At 68.9% G+C, this 17,169-nt stretch carries 9 protein-coding genes; 1 reads left to right on the top strand and 8 read right to left on the bottom strand.

What is annotated here, in order from left to right:
* Positions 1-17: 17 nt before the first annotated feature.
* The 6 genes from Pth03_RS28360 to Pth03_RS28335 all read right to left on the bottom strand — a co-directional run bounded on the left by Pth03_RS28360 (position 18) and on the right by Pth03_RS28335 (position 13,279).
* The gene (locus Pth03_RS28360; protein ID WP_203947471.1) at positions 18-6,635 is read right to left on the bottom strand and encodes a discoidin domain-containing protein; all 6,618 of its coding nucleotides are present in this window, start codon (positions 6,633-6,635) and stop codon (positions 18-20) included.
* A gap of 16 nt (positions 6,636-6,651) precedes the next feature.
* A complete protein-coding gene (locus tag Pth03_RS28355) occupies positions 6,652-9,204 on the bottom strand; it encodes a glycosyl hydrolase 2 galactose-binding domain-containing protein (RefSeq protein WP_203947470.1) in 2,553 nt (850 codons plus the stop codon).
* 26 nt (positions 9,205-9,230) lie between these two features.
* Positions 9,231-10,046, bottom strand: a complete 816-nt coding sequence (locus Pth03_RS28350) for a carbohydrate ABC transporter permease (RefSeq protein WP_203947469.1) — start codon at positions 10,044-10,046, stop codon at positions 9,231-9,233.
* On the bottom strand, positions 10,043-10,909 hold the full coding sequence (locus tag Pth03_RS28345; RefSeq protein WP_203947468.1) for a carbohydrate ABC transporter permease: 867 nt from the start codon (positions 10,907-10,909) through the stop codon (positions 10,043-10,045). The genes Pth03_RS28350 and Pth03_RS28345 overlap by 4 nt, the downstream gene beginning before the upstream one ends.
* A 69-nt stretch (positions 10,910-10,978) precedes the next feature.
* On the bottom strand, positions 10,979-12,286 hold the full coding sequence (locus tag Pth03_RS28340; RefSeq protein ID WP_203947467.1) for an ABC transporter substrate-binding protein: 1,308 nt from the start codon (positions 12,284-12,286) through the stop codon (positions 10,979-10,981).
* 141 nt (positions 12,287-12,427) lie between these two features.
* A complete protein-coding gene (locus Pth03_RS28335; RefSeq protein WP_203947466.1) occupies positions 12,428-13,279 on the bottom strand; it encodes a LacI family DNA-binding transcriptional regulator in 852 nt (283 codons plus the stop codon).
* Positions 13,280-13,362: 83 nt separating this feature from the next.
* Here Pth03_RS28335 and Pth03_RS28330 point away from each other — a divergent pair, with 83 nt between their 5' ends.
* Positions 13,363-14,574, top strand: coding sequence for an ROK family transcriptional regulator (locus Pth03_RS28330; RefSeq protein WP_203947465.1), 1,212 nt, complete (start codon positions 13,363-13,365; stop codon positions 14,572-14,574).
* A gap of 51 nt (positions 14,575-14,625) precedes the next feature.
* On the opposite strand, the gene Pth03_RS28325 is transcribed toward Pth03_RS28330, so the two are convergent.
* A complete protein-coding gene (locus Pth03_RS28325; RefSeq protein WP_203947464.1) occupies positions 14,626-15,150 on the bottom strand; it encodes a hypothetical protein in 525 nt (174 codons plus the stop codon).
* A gap of 68 nt (positions 15,151-15,218) precedes the next feature.
* Complete coding sequence (locus Pth03_RS28320; RefSeq protein ID WP_203947463.1) at positions 15,219-16,175, bottom strand: TIGR01777 family oxidoreductase; 957 nt, start codon at positions 16,173-16,175, stop codon at positions 15,219-15,221.
* Positions 16,176-17,169 lie beyond the last annotated feature (994 nt).

The following is a 17,169-nucleotide window of genomic DNA, read 5'->3' as shown; positions in this document are numbered from 1 at the left end:
GCCGTACCGGACGGGTGTCAGACGGGCTCGCCGCCGCCCGCCACGATCAGGTGGTCGGCGTCACGAAGGAACGTCGCCTTCACCAGCGGGTTCAGCACGATCTTGGGATCGTTGACCGTGTCGACGAAGCGTTCGAGCTTCTTCACGATCTTCTTCTTGTCGCGTTCGCGCCCCTTGTCCTCCGACACCATGACCTTGGAGATCCTGTTGTCGAGCTTGTCCGCTCCCGAGGCGCTGAGTTCACCACCGGTCCTGAACCGCTCGATCAGAACGGAGATCGCGTCGGTCGAGGTCCCGGTCGAGAACGTCACCGACTGGTCGACCCGCCCGCCGGACCGGTTCTCCACGGTGACCGTCAGCGTGTGCTCCCCGAGCGGCAGCCGGTACAGCTCGGCGACCGAACCGGAGGTGAACGGCTCGCCGTCCAGGGTTCCGGTCACGGACGTGACGCCCGAACCCGCGACCTCCCAGCCGATCGTCAGGTTCTCGCTGTCGTCGTAGGACTTGCCCTGCGTGACGCCGGAGACGGCGATGGTCGTCGCGGTGTCGGGCAGGGAGCCGTACACCTTCATCTCGTAGATCGAGTAGCCCCACTGGCCCGACAACTGCGTGCCCTGCATCCTGACGAAGCGGGCGTCGGCGTTCAGGTCGATCAGGTCGGTTCCGCCGTCGCCGTTCGTCTGGGTGAAACCGTCCGTCCACGTACGGCCGTCGGCCGACGTCTGGAGCTTGTAGCCCTTGGCGTACGAGTCCTCCCAGTCGATGGCCACGCGGTTGACCGTGTAGGTGTCCCCGAGGTCGACCTGCAGCCAGTTGTCCGGCGCCTGGCTGGCGCTCCAGCGGGTCGTGGCATCACCGTCGAAGGCGGCCCCAGCCCCTTGGGAGGCGTTGGACGCCGACGACGCGGTCGCCGTCTTGCCGAGGGCGATGTCAGGCGCCTCGGCGCCGTACACCTCCATCTCGTAGAGCGAGTAGCCCCACTGGCCAGACCTCTCCACGCCCTGCATCCGCACGAACCTGCCCAGCGCACTGACCGGGATCCTCTCCGTCCCTCCGGTGGAGTCGTTCTTCGTGAACACGTCCTTCCAGCTCTGCCCGTCCATCGAGACCTGGAGCCTGTACCTCTTGGCGTACGACGCCTCCCAGGCCAGGTCCACCTCCGACAGGGAGTAGATGCCGCCCAGGTCGACCTGGATCCAGCCGGCGGGGTCCTGGTTCGCGGCCCAGCGGGAGGCCGGGTCGCCGTCGAACGCCTTGGCCGGGCCCTGGTCGGTGTTCGACTGCGACGACGCCGTGGCCGGCTTGTTCAGGGCCAGGTTCACCCGCGACGTGTCTCGCAGGGTCAGCTCCAGCGTCACCGGCTGGCCGGCCTTCAGGGGGACGACCCGGGCGATGCCGCCCAGCGGCGAGTTCTGCACCGGCGCGCCGGTGACCTGCTCGATGCCGGACCGCTGGATCAGAGTGAGGTTCTGGTCGATGTCCGAGGTGAGCGTCACCTTCACCTTGTGGGTGTCCATGTCCCAGTCGAGGTCGTCGATGGTGAACCGGCTCTTGCCCTTCATGCCGGAGATCGAGCCGTGCTTCAGGCCCTTGGGCAGCGCGGGCAGCAGTTCCAGCGTGCCGGTGTCCGTCGTGGCCAGCATCTCCATCATGATCGTCGGGACGGAGTTCACGACGTCGGTCGCGAACACGCCCTTGTTGTTGTAATGCGACGTCGCAAGGCTGCTGTAGTAGTAGTCGTCCTTCGCGAAGCGCATCAGCTTGGCGTTGACGCTGTCGGCGTCGTTGAGGTCGGCGGCGATCAGCGCACCGTGCAGGAGACCGTGACCGGCGTTCTCGTAGTTGCCGGCGTCCTTCTTCTTGAGGAAGACCTTCGCGGCGTCGTACAGCGCCTTGTTCTTCTCCGGCGTCACCTCACGGTAGGGCCAGACGGGCATCAGGCCGCTGGAGTGGCGGTGCTGGTAGGCGTTCTTGTTCGCCAGGTCGGGCCAGGCCCACTCGGCCAGGGCGCCGTCGTCGTTGACGATGTACGGCGGCAGGTTGTCGAGTTTCTCCTGCCAGACGGCGATCTTGTCGGCGTCCTTCCCCAGCGCCTTGCTGGTCTGGATCAAGGTGGACAGGGCGAAGCGGGCGCCGGAGATGTCGTACACCGAGTTCACCGCGAGCGGCACGCCGCCCGCCGGGCGGTTCTCCGGGGAGATGGACCCCGCGAAGATGTACTTGCCGTTCGCGTCCTTCTGGACGAGGAAGTCCTCGTAGAAGTCGCCCATGTCACGGATCAGCGGGTAGTACTGCTCCTCCAGGAACTTCCGGTCGCCGGTGATCTGGTAGTACTCCCAGAACGGGTAGAGCAGCCACGACTCGCCGCCCGTGACGTACTGGTACGGATAGTCGAAGTTGATGTTGGAGATCAGGCCCTCGCCGTTGGGCGTGTTGCCTCCCGTCAGCATGCCGCGGGTGCCCAGCAGCTTCTGGGCGTTGGTCCGGAAGTCCTTCTGCCAGCTCTTGTTGATCGACCAGTAGCCCGCCATCACCTCCGGCAGGTTGCCGATGTTGCCGCTGGAGATCTGCAGGTTGAGGTTGGCGTCGAGGTGGTAGTAGCCGTCCCAGCCGACGTTGCTGTCGCCGGTCCAGTTGCCGAGCAGGTCGGGCGGGGCGGTCGGACTGCTCGACCCGATCAGGTGGTAGCGGCCCGAGTTGAACAGCCGCTCGAACAGCGCCAGGTTGGGCGTCGTCGCGGTCTTCTGCTCGGCGAGCAGTTCCTCGTTGGACTTCGAGCGGTCCGCCTCGGACGCGCCGAAGTCGATCTTCACACGGTCGAACATCTGGCTGTGCTTGGCCACGTGGCGGTCGCGCAGCGTCGTGTAGTCACTCGGCAGCGCCGCGAGCTTGGCCTGCAACAGCTTCTTGTTCCATTCCTGCTCGGCCGGCACGCCGCCCTCATACGTGCCGTCGTAGCGCTGGGTCAGCGACAGCAGCATGACGTACGACGCGTTCGTCACCTGCACGTCGGTGCCGGCCATCGTTTTCGTGCCGTCGGTCACGATCCGGGTGACGCCCTCGTAACCGGCGTCGTAGCTGCCGCTGGGGTACTTCACCCGCAGGTTGAGGAAGTCGGTGGTCGAGGCGTTGACCGCCGTGAGGCCCTTGTTGAGCAGGTTCATCTCGGGGTCGATCGACAGGCCGAGCTTGACGTCGAGCTTCTGCCCGGCGGGGGCCGGGAGGTACTGCACGGTCGCGCCGTCGGTCTGCGACACGAACGCGTCGCGCCGCCAGTCGCCCTTGTCGTCGGTCCAGTTCACCGAGACGACGCCGGCCGAGTAGTCGGTCGAGCGGACGTAGTTGGTGACCTCGCCGGTGGCGGGCATCTGGAGGGTCATCTTGAAGCCGGGGTGCTTGCTGCCCTCACCGCCGCCCTGGTAGCCCTGCACGTCGGCCGCGAGCTGGTTGGCGTCCTGGTATTTCCCGGCGATCAGCAGGTCGCGGATCTTCTTGATGTTGTCCTGGCTGACCGTGTTGAAGGTCCGCTGCGGCCGGGCCTCCGTACGCGCCATGAAGAAGTCGCGGTCGTCGAACACCACCGTCTCGTCGCGGGGGTTGCCGAAGACGATGATGCCCTGCTTGCCGTTGCCGGCGAGAAGGCCCTCCTCCCAGTCGGCGTACGTGCGCGGGTAGGTGGTGGACAGCGCGCGCGTCGCGGAGTTGCCGGAGGTCGTGAAGGTCTTCGTGAGGCCCTGGCTCTCGCCGCCCGCGTCGAGCGCGGTGATCTTCACGGTGTACGTCCGGCCCGCGGTCAGGCCCGTCAGGGGGAAGGTACGGGCGTCGGCGCCGAGGGTGCCCTTCAGGGTCTGGCCGAGGTACACCTTGTAGCCGGTCACGCCCTGGTTGTCGGTCGCGGCCGGCCAGGCGACGTTCGCCGAGGTGCCGGTCACCGCGCTCAGCTGGAGCTGGGCGGTCGTCGGCCACTGCGGGACGGTGTCGGCGGGCTCGGCCGTGCCGTACACCTCGAACTCCCAGAGCGACAGGCCCCATTGGGTGGCGGCCTTGACGCCCTGCACCCGCACGTAACGGCCCGACACCGGAGGATCCAGGGTGATCTCGTCGACATGGTCGCCCGTGGGGGTGGCGTCGTTGTGCGTGTGCACGTCGGTCCACTGCGTGCCGTCGGCCGAGACCTGGATCTTGTACTGGGACGCGTACGCCGCCTCCCACTTCAGCACGACCTTGTCGATGACGTGCGTCTTGCCGGTGTCGACCTGGATCCACTGGGTGTCACCACCGTCGGAGCCCCAGCGGGTGGCGGTGTTGCCGTCGAACGCGCGGAACGCCGACCGGTCGTTCTGCGGCTGGCTGTCGACCGGGCCGCTGCCGTCGTTCGACTGTGACGACGCGGTGTACGCCGACGGCGGCAGGTTCAGCGCGATGTTGACCGGGACCTCCGGCTGCACCGGGGTGCCGTAGATCTCGAACTCGTACAGCGAGTAGCCGTACTGCGTCTGCGGCTGCACGCCCTGCATGCGGACGTAGCGGGTGTCCCTGCGGATCGTGATCGTCTCCACGCCGCCCGCGCCGGTCGTGGTCGAGTAGACGTCCTCCCAGTGCTGGGCGTCGCCGGAGATCTGGATCTTGTACGACTTCCCGTACGCCGCCTCCCACTGCAGGACGGCCTTGGAGACGTCGTACTCGCGGCCGAGGTCGACGTAGATCCACGCGTTGGGGTCGTTGCTGTGGTCGCTCGACCAGCGCGAGGAGCCGTTGCCGTCGATGGCGTTCGTCGCGACGAGGTTGCCGTCCTCGTACGAGGCGACGACCTTCGCGTCCGGGTTGAGCGACAGGTTGACCGGGACGTCCGCCGGCGGCTCGGGCGGCGTCGGCACTGTCTGGCCCGCCGGGGGCCACAGGGTGAAGGAGTTGGCGCCGGTCTTCGCCTCGGCGAACGGGCCGGGCATTCCGCTGAAGGGCTTGCCGAAGAAGTCGGTCGTGACGTCCGCGGCGATCGACTCGCCCGCTCGCGGGATGACCCCGACCCGTGCCTTGGTCACCGGCGTGAGGCCGCCGATTCCGGAGGCGTCGAGGTCGAAGTCGAGCTTCACCTCGGTGGCCGACGTGTTGACCTTGACGTTCGACAGGACACCGGTGGCGTTGCCCTCCTTGACGTGCGTCTTGTCCGTGGCGTCCGTCGGGAGGGTCGAGCCGTTGACGAGGTTGTTGTACCAGAAGAACTTCTGCGGGCTTGTGAGCGCGGTGCTCTCGTTCATCGTGCCCGGCTGGAAGTAGTACGCGTCCCGGCCGCCGCCGTCGACCGCGATGCGGCCGTTGTCGACGAACATGTTGTCGGCGTAGACGACGCCGGTCGCGTCGAGCGTGCGCATGTCGGCGTTGCCGATGAACACGTTGTTGTCGACGAGGATCGGCCCGTGGACGGCCTCCGCGTAGTAACCCCACGGGGCGTTCATCACGATGTTGCCGGTCACGCGGAGGTTCTGATTGCCCCAGTCGGTCCAGATTCCCGCGGAGTTGCCGCCCTTGGAGTTCTTGAGGAAGTTGCCCTTGATGAGGCCCTCGTTCATGTAGTGGACCTTGATCGGGGCCGTCTCCGCGCCGCTGAACTCACCGCGGTAGTTCGTGTCCTCGATGCGGTTGTACAGAATGTCGGAGTTCCAGGAGAACACGCCGGCGATGCCGGACTGGCCGGCCTTGGCGATGTAGTTGTTCCGGACGATGTGCGAGCCGTACTTGGCGGTGTCGTGGAAGTCCGTCCGGGTCTCGCCGGGACGGTTCCCGGCCCACTCGTCGCACCCGAGACCGATGTCGATGGCGATGGTGCGGGCGTTGACGACGGTGTTCTGCTCGATGATCCACTTCAGGCCGCCGTTGACGCTGATCGCGCCCGCCTGCCGCCGGGAGGGGCTGCTCGGGAAGTCCGAGTACGTGCCCGCGGCGTCCTTGACCGTGAAGCCGCGGACGGTGATATAGCCGAGACCCCACGCCTCCGGCGCGAACACCTGGCGGCGTACGTTGATCTCGGCCAGCTTGGCGTTCGGGTCGTTGCCGTCGAAGTTGGCGTAGATGGTGGTGTTGCCGCCGCCCACCTCGGCGAACCAGGTGTCGGCGGCCGACTGGACGGCGCTCAGCGACGGCTTCTCGTAGTAAGCCTGCTCGTTGAGGTAGACGTCACCGGCGGTGTAGCCGGGGAAGGTGCCGCCCTCGCCGCCCTGCGGCTGGCCCGTGCTGTACGGATTGAAGTCGCCGAAGTAGGAGTCGGGGAGGGTGACCTTCCAGACGTCGCCGCTGTACCGCGTCCAGGTGTCGATCTCCTCCGAGCCCTTGACGACGACCTCGCCGTCGCCGGCGCTGGTGTAGGTGATGCGGGCGTCCTCACCGGTTCCGCCGCGGGCGGGCCTGACCCACTCGCGGTAGAGCCCGGCGTGGACGACGACCGTGTCGCCCGGCTGCGCCTCCTGGGCGGCCTTGTCGATGGTGAGGTACGGAGCGGCCGACGTGCCGGCGTTGGCGTCGCTCCCGGTCTTGGCCACGTGGATCTGGCGTGCGGCCGCCGCCTGCGACGGCACCGCCAGGGTCACGACGACCATGGCGGCGCCGGCTAATGCGCTGAGTGTCCTTCGGAGTTTCATGGGGGGTTCCTTTGGATCAGAGCGAATTCCCATTTGGGCCGGTGACCTCGCCGAAGGACCGGACCGTTGCGCCGATCAGAGTGCCGGGGAGCTCGGCCGGCGCGATCGCGCGGCCGTCCCGTCGGGTGATGTTGAAGGTACGGCTCTCGCCCGGCAGGAGCGTGACGAGGGCATCGTCCACAGCGAGCGCGGACGGTTCGAGGCCGAGCGGCGCGGCGAGCCGGTCGGCTGCCACGCACACGTCGCGCAGGGTGGTCACGGCGGTGACCGTGACGCGCAGGACGCCGTCGGCGATCTGGACGGCGACCCGCCGTTCCGGGCGCGGTGCGGTCAGCTCGCGCTCGGGGCGGTAGATCCAGGTGTTACGCGTCCCGCCCGCCTCGACGACGAGCATCTCGGCGTTCGGGTCGCCGGGGTTCGCGACGGCCTCGTCGACGGGCAGCCGTACCAGGCCGCCGGCTGGGCAGCCGGCGCTGAGGGTGGTCCGGGCGAGCTCCCGGCCGTCGAGCGCCACCCGGCGGACCAGCACGTCGGCGGTCCAGGCCGTGGCCGAGTCGTTGACCAGCACGACCAGCAGGCCGTCGGGGCCGGTCGGATCGTGGGTCGGCCCGGGGGCGACCGGCTGAACGGTCACCAGGCGGGGGGCGAAGGAGCGGCGCAGCGCGTGCCAGAGCGGTTTCTCGATGCCCGCGCCGTCGACGGCGGACCAGCTGATCACCGGCCAGCAGTCGTTGAGCTGCCAGACCACCGCGCCGCCGCACCGTTCGCGCGACCGGAGCCACTCGACGCCCGCCGCGACCGCGCGGGCCTGCACGACCTGCGTCGCGAAGTGCCAGTCCGCGTCGGTCCGCGGCGTCGGCACATGGGGTTGCAGCCCCCGGGTGATCTTGTGCATGCCGTCGATGGCGCGCAGGTGGTGGCGCGTCTGCGGCGAGTCCAGCCCGGGAGATTCCCCTGGGACGACACGGTCGAGCGTCGTCCACGCGGGCGGGCCGCACCAGCCCATCTCGGCCACGAACGACGGGTCGTGGTAGCGGTAATGGGCGTAGTCGCGCTCGTTCCAGGCGTCCCACAGGTGGCTGAGGCCGTGGGTGTCGGCCGCCGGGTCCCGGTCGAGCGCGCCCGACCACGGCGAGTTGGGCACATAGGGCCGCGTCGGGTCGAGCCGTTCCAGCACCGCGGGCAGCACGTCGAGGTAGTAGCGCGCGCCCCAGCCGCGCGTGCCGATCTGGTCGGCCCAGCCCCAGTGGTGCCAGCCGAGCACGGTCTCGTTGCCGCCACACCAGATCACCAGGCTCGGGTGCGCCGCCATCCGGGCGACCGCCTGCTCCGCCTCGGCGGTCACCAGCGCGGTCATCTCCTCGTCCTCGGAGTACGCGGCGCACGCGAAGAGGAAGTCGTGCCACACCAGGACACCGCGCTCGTCGCACGCGTCGAGGAACTCCTCGGTGGCGAAGTGCCCGCCACCCCAGACGCGCAGCAGGTTGGCGTTCCCGGCGACCGCCTGGTCGATGCGGTACGCCACCCGCTCCGGCGTGGCCCGGCTCGCGAACGTGTCGTCGGGGATCCAGTTGTACCCCCGGACCCGTACCGGCCTGCCGTTGACAACGAGCGCCCAGCGGGTGCCGAGCTCATCGGGGGTCTCGTCGACCGCGACGCTGCGCAGTCCCACCCGTACGGACGCGGAGTCCAGCACGACTCCGGCGTTGCCGAGTTCCACGCGCAGGCGGTACAGGGGCTGCCCGCCGAGGCCGACGGGCCACCAGAGGTCGGGATCGTCCACCCGCAGGGCGACGACGACCTCGTCACCTCCGGCGACCGTGCCCGAGGCCGACCCCGCCGGACGGCCGGTCGGGTCGGCCAGTTCCACACGCACCTCGGACCCGTCCGGCGCGTCCACGCGCACGTGCACCGTGACGTGGGCCGCGGTGTGGCCGTCGGTTTCTGGGGGGTCGAGGCGGACGAGCGGGCGGACGTTGTCGATCCGGCCCGTGTAGGTCTCCAGCCGGAAGTCCCGCCAGATCCCGGCGGTGACGTAGTGAGGGCCCCAGTCCCAGCCGAAGTTGGCGGCCGCCTTGCGCACGTGTGCGTAGGGCTCGTCGTACGGGCTGGGCAGCGGGCCGTGGGCGTGTTCGTGCCGATGGGCGGCCTCCCACGCCGAGGCGAACCGCACCTCGACGTCGTTGTCGCCGGGCACCAGCGCGTCCTCGACCGGCCAGCGGTAGGCGAGGTGCTGGTCGCGCGCGGCGCCGACGAGGCTGCCGTTCACGTACACGTCGGCGATCGTGTCGAGCCCGTCGGCCACCAGGTCGGTCCGCGCGCCGGGAACCGGCGACCAGTGCACCGTGCGCCGGTAGACCCACTGGGAGTGACCGACCCACCGCTGCTCCAACTCGCCCCACCCGACGTCGGGGTCGACGATGTGCCCGGCCGCCATGAGGGCGGTGTGCACCTCGCCGGGCACCCGCGCCGGGATCGCAGCCGTGCGGACGGCCTCCGGCGCGTCGTCCGGCCCTCCCGCCCAGGTAAGCGCCCATTCGCCGCCGAGGTCGAGGCGGGTGGCGGTCATGGAGGTAGTGGCCTGTGTGGTCTGTGTCATTCTTTGACCGCCCCCGCGGTGAGTGCTTCCTGCATCCGGCGATTCATGAGTGAGTACGCGATGTACACCGGCAGCACGGTGAGCACGGTGCCGGCGGCGAGCACGCCGAGGTTGGTCGCGTCGGAGACGAGCGTCGGCAGGGCGACCTGGACGGTGCGCACGTCCGGCGCGGTGCCCGTGATGGTCAGCGCGAACAGGTACTCGTTCCAGAAGGTGAGCAGCTGGAGGATCGTCACGCTCACCACGCCCGGCATCGCTATGGGCACGAAGACCCGGGTCAGCAGCCGCCAGTGCCCTGCGCCGTCGAGCGCGGCCGACTCCACCAGCGCCGCCGGCACGGTGCGCATGAACTGCGTCAGCAGCAGCACCGACAGCGGCAGCGCGCTCGCGGGCAGGAAGAGCATCTGGAACTCGCGGGTGCCGAAGAGTCCCATCTTGATCGCCAGCACGACCGTGGGGATCAGCGCCGCGAACGGCGGGATGAGGAACCCCGCCGAGAACGCGCCGGTGACCACCCGGGCCGCCCGGTTGTCGGTGCGGGCCAGCGCGTACGCCGCCGGTACAGCCAGCGCCAGCGTCAGCACGATCGCGACCAGCGAGATGAGCACCGAGTTGAGCAGCGCCTGCCCGAGCCGGGCGGTCTCCCATGCGGTACGGAAGTTCTCCCACAGCCACGCCGCGGGCAGCGCGAACGGCCGGGTGAAGATCTCGATGTTGGTCTTCAGCGCGCTGACCGCGAGGTAGTAGAGCGGAGCCGCCAGGATCAGGGCGTACAACCAGCTCAGGACGGTCGCGAGCGGACGCTTCCTCATCGGTTGTCCCCTCGCAGCAGGACTCGGATCAGCGCCATTCCGGCGATCCCGAGCACGAGCAGCACGACGCCCACGACCTGGCTGTAGCCGAGGTCGCGCATCGAGAAGGCCTTGGCGTAGACGAGATAGGACAGGGTGGTCGAGGAGGTCCCGGGGCCGCCCTTGGTAAGCAGCAGGATCAGTGCGGCCGAGGTGAAGAGCGTCCAGAGGAACTGGAGCATCGTCAGCGTGCGGACGTAGTCCTTCACCATCGGATAGGCGACCTGCCACATTGTGCGGAACCTGCCGGCGCCGTCGATCTGGGCCGCCTCGATCACCTCGCCCGGCACGCTGGCGAGGCGGGCCGCGAAGAGCACCGCCGTCCAACCGATGCCACGCCACAGGTCGATGGCGATGAGGCTCGGCAGCGCGGTGGCCGGGTCGGCCAGCCACGCGTTGGCCAGCGAGTCGAGCCCGAGCCCGCGCAGCAGGCCGTTGACGCCGCCGTTGGGCGACAGCACGCCGTAGAAGATCATCCCGGTCATGGAGATCGAGATGAGCCCCGGCGAGAAGTAGAGGACCGACAGGATCCGGTAGCCCCGCGGCTTGGTGTTGAGGTGGTATCCCAGCATGAAGGCCAGCGGGATCATCACCGGGATCGCGACGGCCACCTGGATCAGGCTGTTGCGCACCGCCGCGTGGAAGGTCGGGTCGGCGAACACCTTGGTGACGTTGTCCAGGCCGATGTACGTGGGCTCGTACAGCAGCCCTTTCCAGCGCAGCGTGGCGATGACGAACATCGCGACGAGCGGGCCTACGGAGAAGACGGCGAACCAGACGAGAGATGGGACGGTCAGCCAGAGGACCCGGGGGGATCTGGTCATGGGAGGGTGTTTCCTTCGTGCAGGAGAGGGGCCGCCGCGGCGCCCGGCGACCCCTTGTCGGGAGGTGTCTCAGCCTTTGGTGGCCGTGTCGAGGCCCTCGCAGATCTCCTGCGGAGTCGCCTTGCCGTAGGCCCCGGTCAGGACCTGAGTGATCGGGTCGGACGCGGCGCCGATCCAGACGTCGGGCAGCACCTCATGGTCGACCTCGGCGTCCAGGCCCAGCGATTTGGCCGTCAACGGGTCGGTCGCGTACGAGGCGAAGTCGCCGGTGACGGGGGGCAGAATGCCGGCGTCCTTGACGAAGTCGCCGACGGTGGCCTGGTCGTAGAACTTGGTGATGAGAGCCTTGATCTTGCCGATCTTCTCCGGCGAGGCGCCCTGCTTGGTGATCATGAAGCCGACGCCGGTGAAGCCCTGGTAGGCCGACGGCTTGGCGTAGGCGGCGCCACTCGGCACGGGGAACCCGCCGAGGGTGGTCCGCGTCTCGATGCCCGTGCCGGAGGCCTTCGACTCGGTGTACGCCCACGAGCCGGCCGACATGATCGCGGCCTTGCCGGAGTAGTACGTGGCGTACATGTCGTCGGACGACAGACCGGCGGCGTTGTCGACGAACACCTTGGCGTCGCGCAGGTCGGTGAACAGCTTGATGCCGTTCATCACGGTCGGCGTCGCGCAGTAGCCGCCCTCCTGCATGACCTTCTGCATCGTCTTGGCGTCGGTGAACGACTGGGCGATTTGGTAGAAGAGCTTCTGACCGGTCCAGTCCTTGCCGCCGACGGCGACCGGGCCGATCCCGGCCGCGCGCAGCTTCTGGGCCGCGTCGATGAGCTCGTCAGTGGTCTTCGGCACGGACGCCACCCCGGCCTTGGTGAGCAGATCGGTGTTGTACCAGAGCGGCCAGCTGAACCCGGAGAACGGCAGGCCCTGGAGTTCGCCGCCGGCGACGCCGCCGACCCGCCACTCGTCGAGCGCCTCCGGCTTCATCTTGGCTTCCAGGCCCCAGTCCTTGACGTACTGGTCGACGGGGACGGTGACGCCCGCGTCGAGCCAGCCGACGGTCTTGTCGAAGAGGTTGACGATCACCAGGTCGGGCGACTTGCCCGCCGCGATCGAGGTCTCCACCTGGTCGTCGATCTCCTCCAGGCCCTCGGTGAGGTTGATCGTGGTGCCGGTCTCCTTGGTGTAGGCGTCGAACACGCGCTTCTGGGCCGCCGCCGCCGAGTTGCCTGCCGTCCAGCGGGTGACGACGTCGAGGGAGCCGCCCCCCTGCGCGGACGCCGCCGGTTCGTCGGAGCCGCACGCGGCTAGGGAGAAGACGAGGGCTCCGACGGCAAGCGCGGCCACCCCGCGTACGGTTCGAGGCGTGGTGCGGTGCATGGGGGCTTCCTTTGCTTCCTGTTGGGGGGTTCCGTGTGTCCCGGACGTTACTCACGGGTTGCACGGGTATTGCTGGGACGTGCTGAACCACAGCAAACCAGGACAGGAAGCCAGGAGTCAATAACAAAGATTAGTAATCTATTAAATGCTCGAACCGCGAACGACGAGCGTTGCCGGAGCGGCCATGATGACCCGCGCGGCGGCTCCCGACAGGACCTCGGCCAGCGTCTCCCCCACCAGTACGCCCAGCGCCTGCACGTCGTGGCTGACGGCCGACAGCGGCGGATCGGCGAGCTGGCACAGCGCCGAGTCGTCCCACGCGACGAGCGACAGGTCGCCCGGCACGGCGAGCCCGATCCGGGCGGCCTCGTGCAGCGCACCCAGCGCCATGACGTCGTTGTCGAAGACGAGCGCGGTCGGCCGGTCGCCGATGCCCGCGAGAGCCGTGACGGCGCGCACCCCGGCCGCCTCGGAGTAGTCGCCGTCGAACGTCGTCGTCCGCACGCCATGCTCGGCCGCCACGGCGCCGAAGGTGCGGCGGCGGATGATCGTGTGCGCCATCTCGGCGGGCCCGGCCACGTGCCCGAGGTGGTCGTGGCCGCCCGCGACGAGCTCGGCGACGACGTCGCGCATGGCGACCTCGTCCTGCGTCCACACGGCCGGCAGCCCCCCGGCGGTCACCGGGTCGCCGATGACGACCGCGGGCATGCCCAGGTCGCGTACGAGCGCGACCCGCTCGTCGCCCGGCAGCAGGTCGATGAGGATCACCCCCTGCACCTGGCCTTCCTCGGCCCAGGCCCGCATGCGGTCGGCGGCATGCGCGACCGTCGCGACGACCTGAAGGAGCACCGGGACGCCGAGCGGCACCAGGACACGTTCCATGCCCGCGATGAACTCGTGGAAGAACGGCTCGGCCCCAAGGACCTCGGCGTCACGTACGAGAGCGAGCCCCACCGGCGTGCCCGCGCTCGGGCCCGTCGATTCCGCGGCCATCGGTGTCCTCCTCGTGAACTAACCTCGTGCCTCGTAACGGTAATGCCGCCGCGAAGGCGGCAGGGGCGAGAGGCGGTCCGGCGTTGGCGAGGCGAGAATCGGCGGCTGCAGGCCCGGGGAGCCGTGCCCTCGTCGTCGACCTCATCCGGTCCTCCGGCCCGATCAGCCGGGTCGAGCTCGTCAAGGCGACAGGCCTGACCCAGCCGACGATCTCCAACATCGTCCGCCGCCTGCTCGACGACGGCGTCGTCCGTGAGACCGGCGACACGGTGGCGACCGGCGGCAAGCCGCGCACCTTGCTCGTGATCAACTCCCGCTCAGCGTACGGCGTCGGCATCCGTGTCGGAGCCGACACGCTGACGTGCGTGGTGACCGACACCCGCGGCGGCACCATCGGCCGGGAACTCATCGCCGTCTCCCCCGCCGAGGATGTGGTGACCCAGCTCAGCGACCTCTACCTGCACGTGACCGGCGGCCTCGGGCTGGCCCCGCAGAGCGTGGCGGGCCTGGCCGTCGTCGCACCGGGACCGGTCGACGTGGCCCGGGGCCGTTTCCTCGCTCTGCCCGGTTTCGGGCACCTGGACCTGCGGCGGGCGCTGTCCGCGCGGCTCGGGGTCCCGGTGCTCGTCGACGGCGACGCCGCCGCCGCTGCCGTGGGCGAGTTCTGGGGGCGGCAGGTCTCCCGGGACCGTACGTTCGGGTGCCTCTACATGAACTCCGGGATCGGCTCGGGGGTCGTCCTCGATGGAGCTCTCCACCGGGGGGCAAGTTCGAACGCGGGCGAGATCGGGCACGTGTCCGTGGTGCGCGAAGGGGACCCGTGCCGGTGCGGGAACCGCGGCTGCCTGGAGCTGTACGCGGCCCCGGCCGCGCTGGTGTCGCGCGCCCGCACCATCACCGGGCTCGCCGACCGTCTGGGGATCCGCGCCGACGACCCGGACGCGCGGGCCTTCGACGTGCTCGCCCGCGCGGCGATCTACGGCGACGACCAGGCGCGGGTCCTTGTGGACGAGTCGGCGGCCCTCCTGGCCGACGGGGCGCTCACCCTGGCGAACCTGTGGGATCTGGACACGCTGGTGCTCGCCGGACCGGGTTTCGCGGTCGCCGGCTCGTTGTACGTGAGCGAGATCCGGCGGCGACTCGGGGAGCGCGCGGTCTCACGACGGATCCATGCGGTGCAGGTCGATCTGTCGAGCAATCCCCGGGATTCGGCGGCGATCGGCGGGGCCGCGCTGGTATTGCAGGGGTCGGTGGCGCCTGGTCACGGGCCGCAGGTCGCCGTGCCGCAGACCTGACGGCGACGGGTTCAGCGAACGGCCGGCTGTAGGCCGGGTGCAGGTATGCCGTCATCCACGCCCTCCGTACAGAGTGACCCTTTCGTCCTTGACATGGTCGAACGCGTCGCGCAGGAAGAGGTCGGCTCGCCAGGGCGCGTAGGCGATATGGACCGTCCACTCCTCGTAGTACCAGTCGGTGCTGTACCCGGAGAAGCGATAGTTGGCCAGGTACCGGGCCAGTTCTCCCGGGAGAAGCCGGAACACCTGGACCGCACGTCGATCGTACGGAAACACATGCCACGCGGGCGTCCGCATGACCACAACGCCGGTTCCGTCCGGTTTGAACAGCAACCCTTTGAGGTCTGCCGGAAGGGCGTGGAGCTTGATGGTCTCGCTTGGCGTGTATCCGGTCCGCTCCTGGGCGAGGACGTCATGAAAGCGCAGGGGCGCATCCGGCATCGACGGCAGAGGGAAGGCTCGAGGGATGTGGCGCCGACGAGTGGCCCCCTCGGCACCACGACTTTGCTTGCTCCACCGCACCACGACCCGCTGGACGATCAGCGTGCCGCCGTCATCTGTCACGTGCTTTCCCACGTGGTCACCGTACGGGCCGCCCAAGGACATCGGCCATGAGATATCGGAGCCCTGCGGGAGCCGAAGGCTCACTTGGTGAAGCCAGGCCCGCCGCGCACGCGCCGTACAAGGTCGGCGGCGGCCGCCGACCACTGGGAGTGATCGAAGGCGAAGCCCGCTTCGAGCAGGCGTCCGGGGACGACCCGGCGGCTTTTCAGCAGGAGTTCGGTGTCCGAGCGCAGCGCGAACGCGCCAAGCTCCGCCATCCACTTCGTTGCCGGCAAGCCCAGCGGAACTCCCCACGCGGTGCGCAGCACGCGCATGAATGCGCGCTGTGGCAGAGGAACGGGAGCGGCGAGGTTCACCGGTCCCGCGAGGTCGTCCCGGTCGGCCAGGAACTCAACGGCACGGACGAAATCGCGGTCGTGAATCCAGGACACGTACTGCGCGCCGCCCGCGACCGGGCCGCCGAGGCCGAGCCGCGCCAGCCGTAGCAAGACGTCGAAGACGCCGCCGCGATCGGGACTCATCACCATGGCAGTGCGCATGCTGACCTTGCGCGTGTACGGGGTTTCGGCTCTCTCCTGCGCCCGCTCCCACGCTTTTGCGATCTCGACGCTGTAGGCCCAGTAGCCCGGGATGCCGAATTCAGTGCCGCCGAGCACGCCGGTCGCCTCGTCGTTGGGCGCGTCGAAGCGGTGGGAGTAGACAGTGGCGGTGCTCATCTGCAACCAGACACGGGGAGGCCGCACGGCGGCTGCGATCGCCTCACCCACGACCCGGGCGGAGTTCACGCGCGAATCCTTCATGGCCCGCAGATTGGCTGCGGTGTAGCGACAGCTGACGCTGCGTCCGGCCAGGTTGACCACGATGTCGCTGCCGTCGATCTCCTCCGCCCATGGACCCAGGGTCTCGCCGTCCCAGCGGACTTCACGGTCGCGCACCGGCCGTCTGGTCAGGATTACGACTTCATGGCCTGCGGCGGTCAGTGCGCGATTCAGGATCGTGCCCACCTGCCCGGTTCCCCCGGGTATCACTATCTTCATCAGGCTTCTCCCAGGTGTGGGGGATGAGCCTAGCGCAGCGAGTTGAACGCGTTCAAAGGCGAGTCGATGCCCATATCAAGGGAAGGTCACCACGGTTTCGGGTGCGGAACCGGAAGGACTGGGGGTTGGTGCGTGCCGAGCGGACATCGTCGAGGCTGGTGCACCCCGCTGAACATGACCTGGACGGCGCGCCTCCGGTCAGCGAGGTTGGCACCGTCCTGGGTGGAAGGTGCTGGAACGCGCGAACGAACTGTGTCTTAAACCTTGCCACCGGGCTCGGCCCCGCAGGTTGATCTTGGCTATCGTCCGGGCATGGCATCCCGGAAATCGTTCGTCGCCGCAGTGCTGGCAGCGGTCTTCCTGTCAGGCTGTAGCACAGCGACACTGATGCCAGAGTCGGCAGCGAGTTGCCTGTCCGGCTGTGCCGTGCGCACCGCACCGGCAGCCCTGGGCAACCCGTCCGCCGTCCCGAGCCGACCAGATATGACTCGCCCAAGCACGCCACCGACGGCAGCCAGCCCATCGCCGCAGCCATCTCGCCACTCGGCGTCCCCGTCGACCCGTAGATGCCGGGCGGCAGACCTGCGAGTCACCCCAACAACCACCCGCGACCCGTCCACAGTCGCCGGGTGGGACTTCGCCAGCGATTACAAGCTGACCAACCGATCGCCGACCGCCTGCACGCTCGAAGGCTGGGCCGGTTTCACCATGCGCGGCTTCGACATCATTTGCATGGATAGCGGCGGTCCAGACTGTCCTCCGGACCACACGACCATACGCGGCCACGTCGAGCGACTGCACCTCGCAACCGCGCAGACGTACGTCGTGGATCCTGGCGAGTACGAACCCTTCTCCGTGCTGTGGAACGATCGTTTGTCAATGGCCTGTGTGGGCGGCCCCCTTGACCCCCCATACGTGGTCATGATCAGCGTTTTCGGCGACCAAGCAGCGATCCCGGTACGACACTCGATCCAGCCGTGCGAGGACAAGCTGG

The sequence above is a fragment of the Planotetraspora thailandica genome, from assembly GCF_016863335.1.
GTDB classification, from domain to species: Bacteria; Actinomycetota; Actinomycetes; order Streptosporangiales; family Streptosporangiaceae; genus Planotetraspora; species Planotetraspora thailandica.
This window is presented reverse-complemented; position numbering and strand designations above follow the sequence as displayed.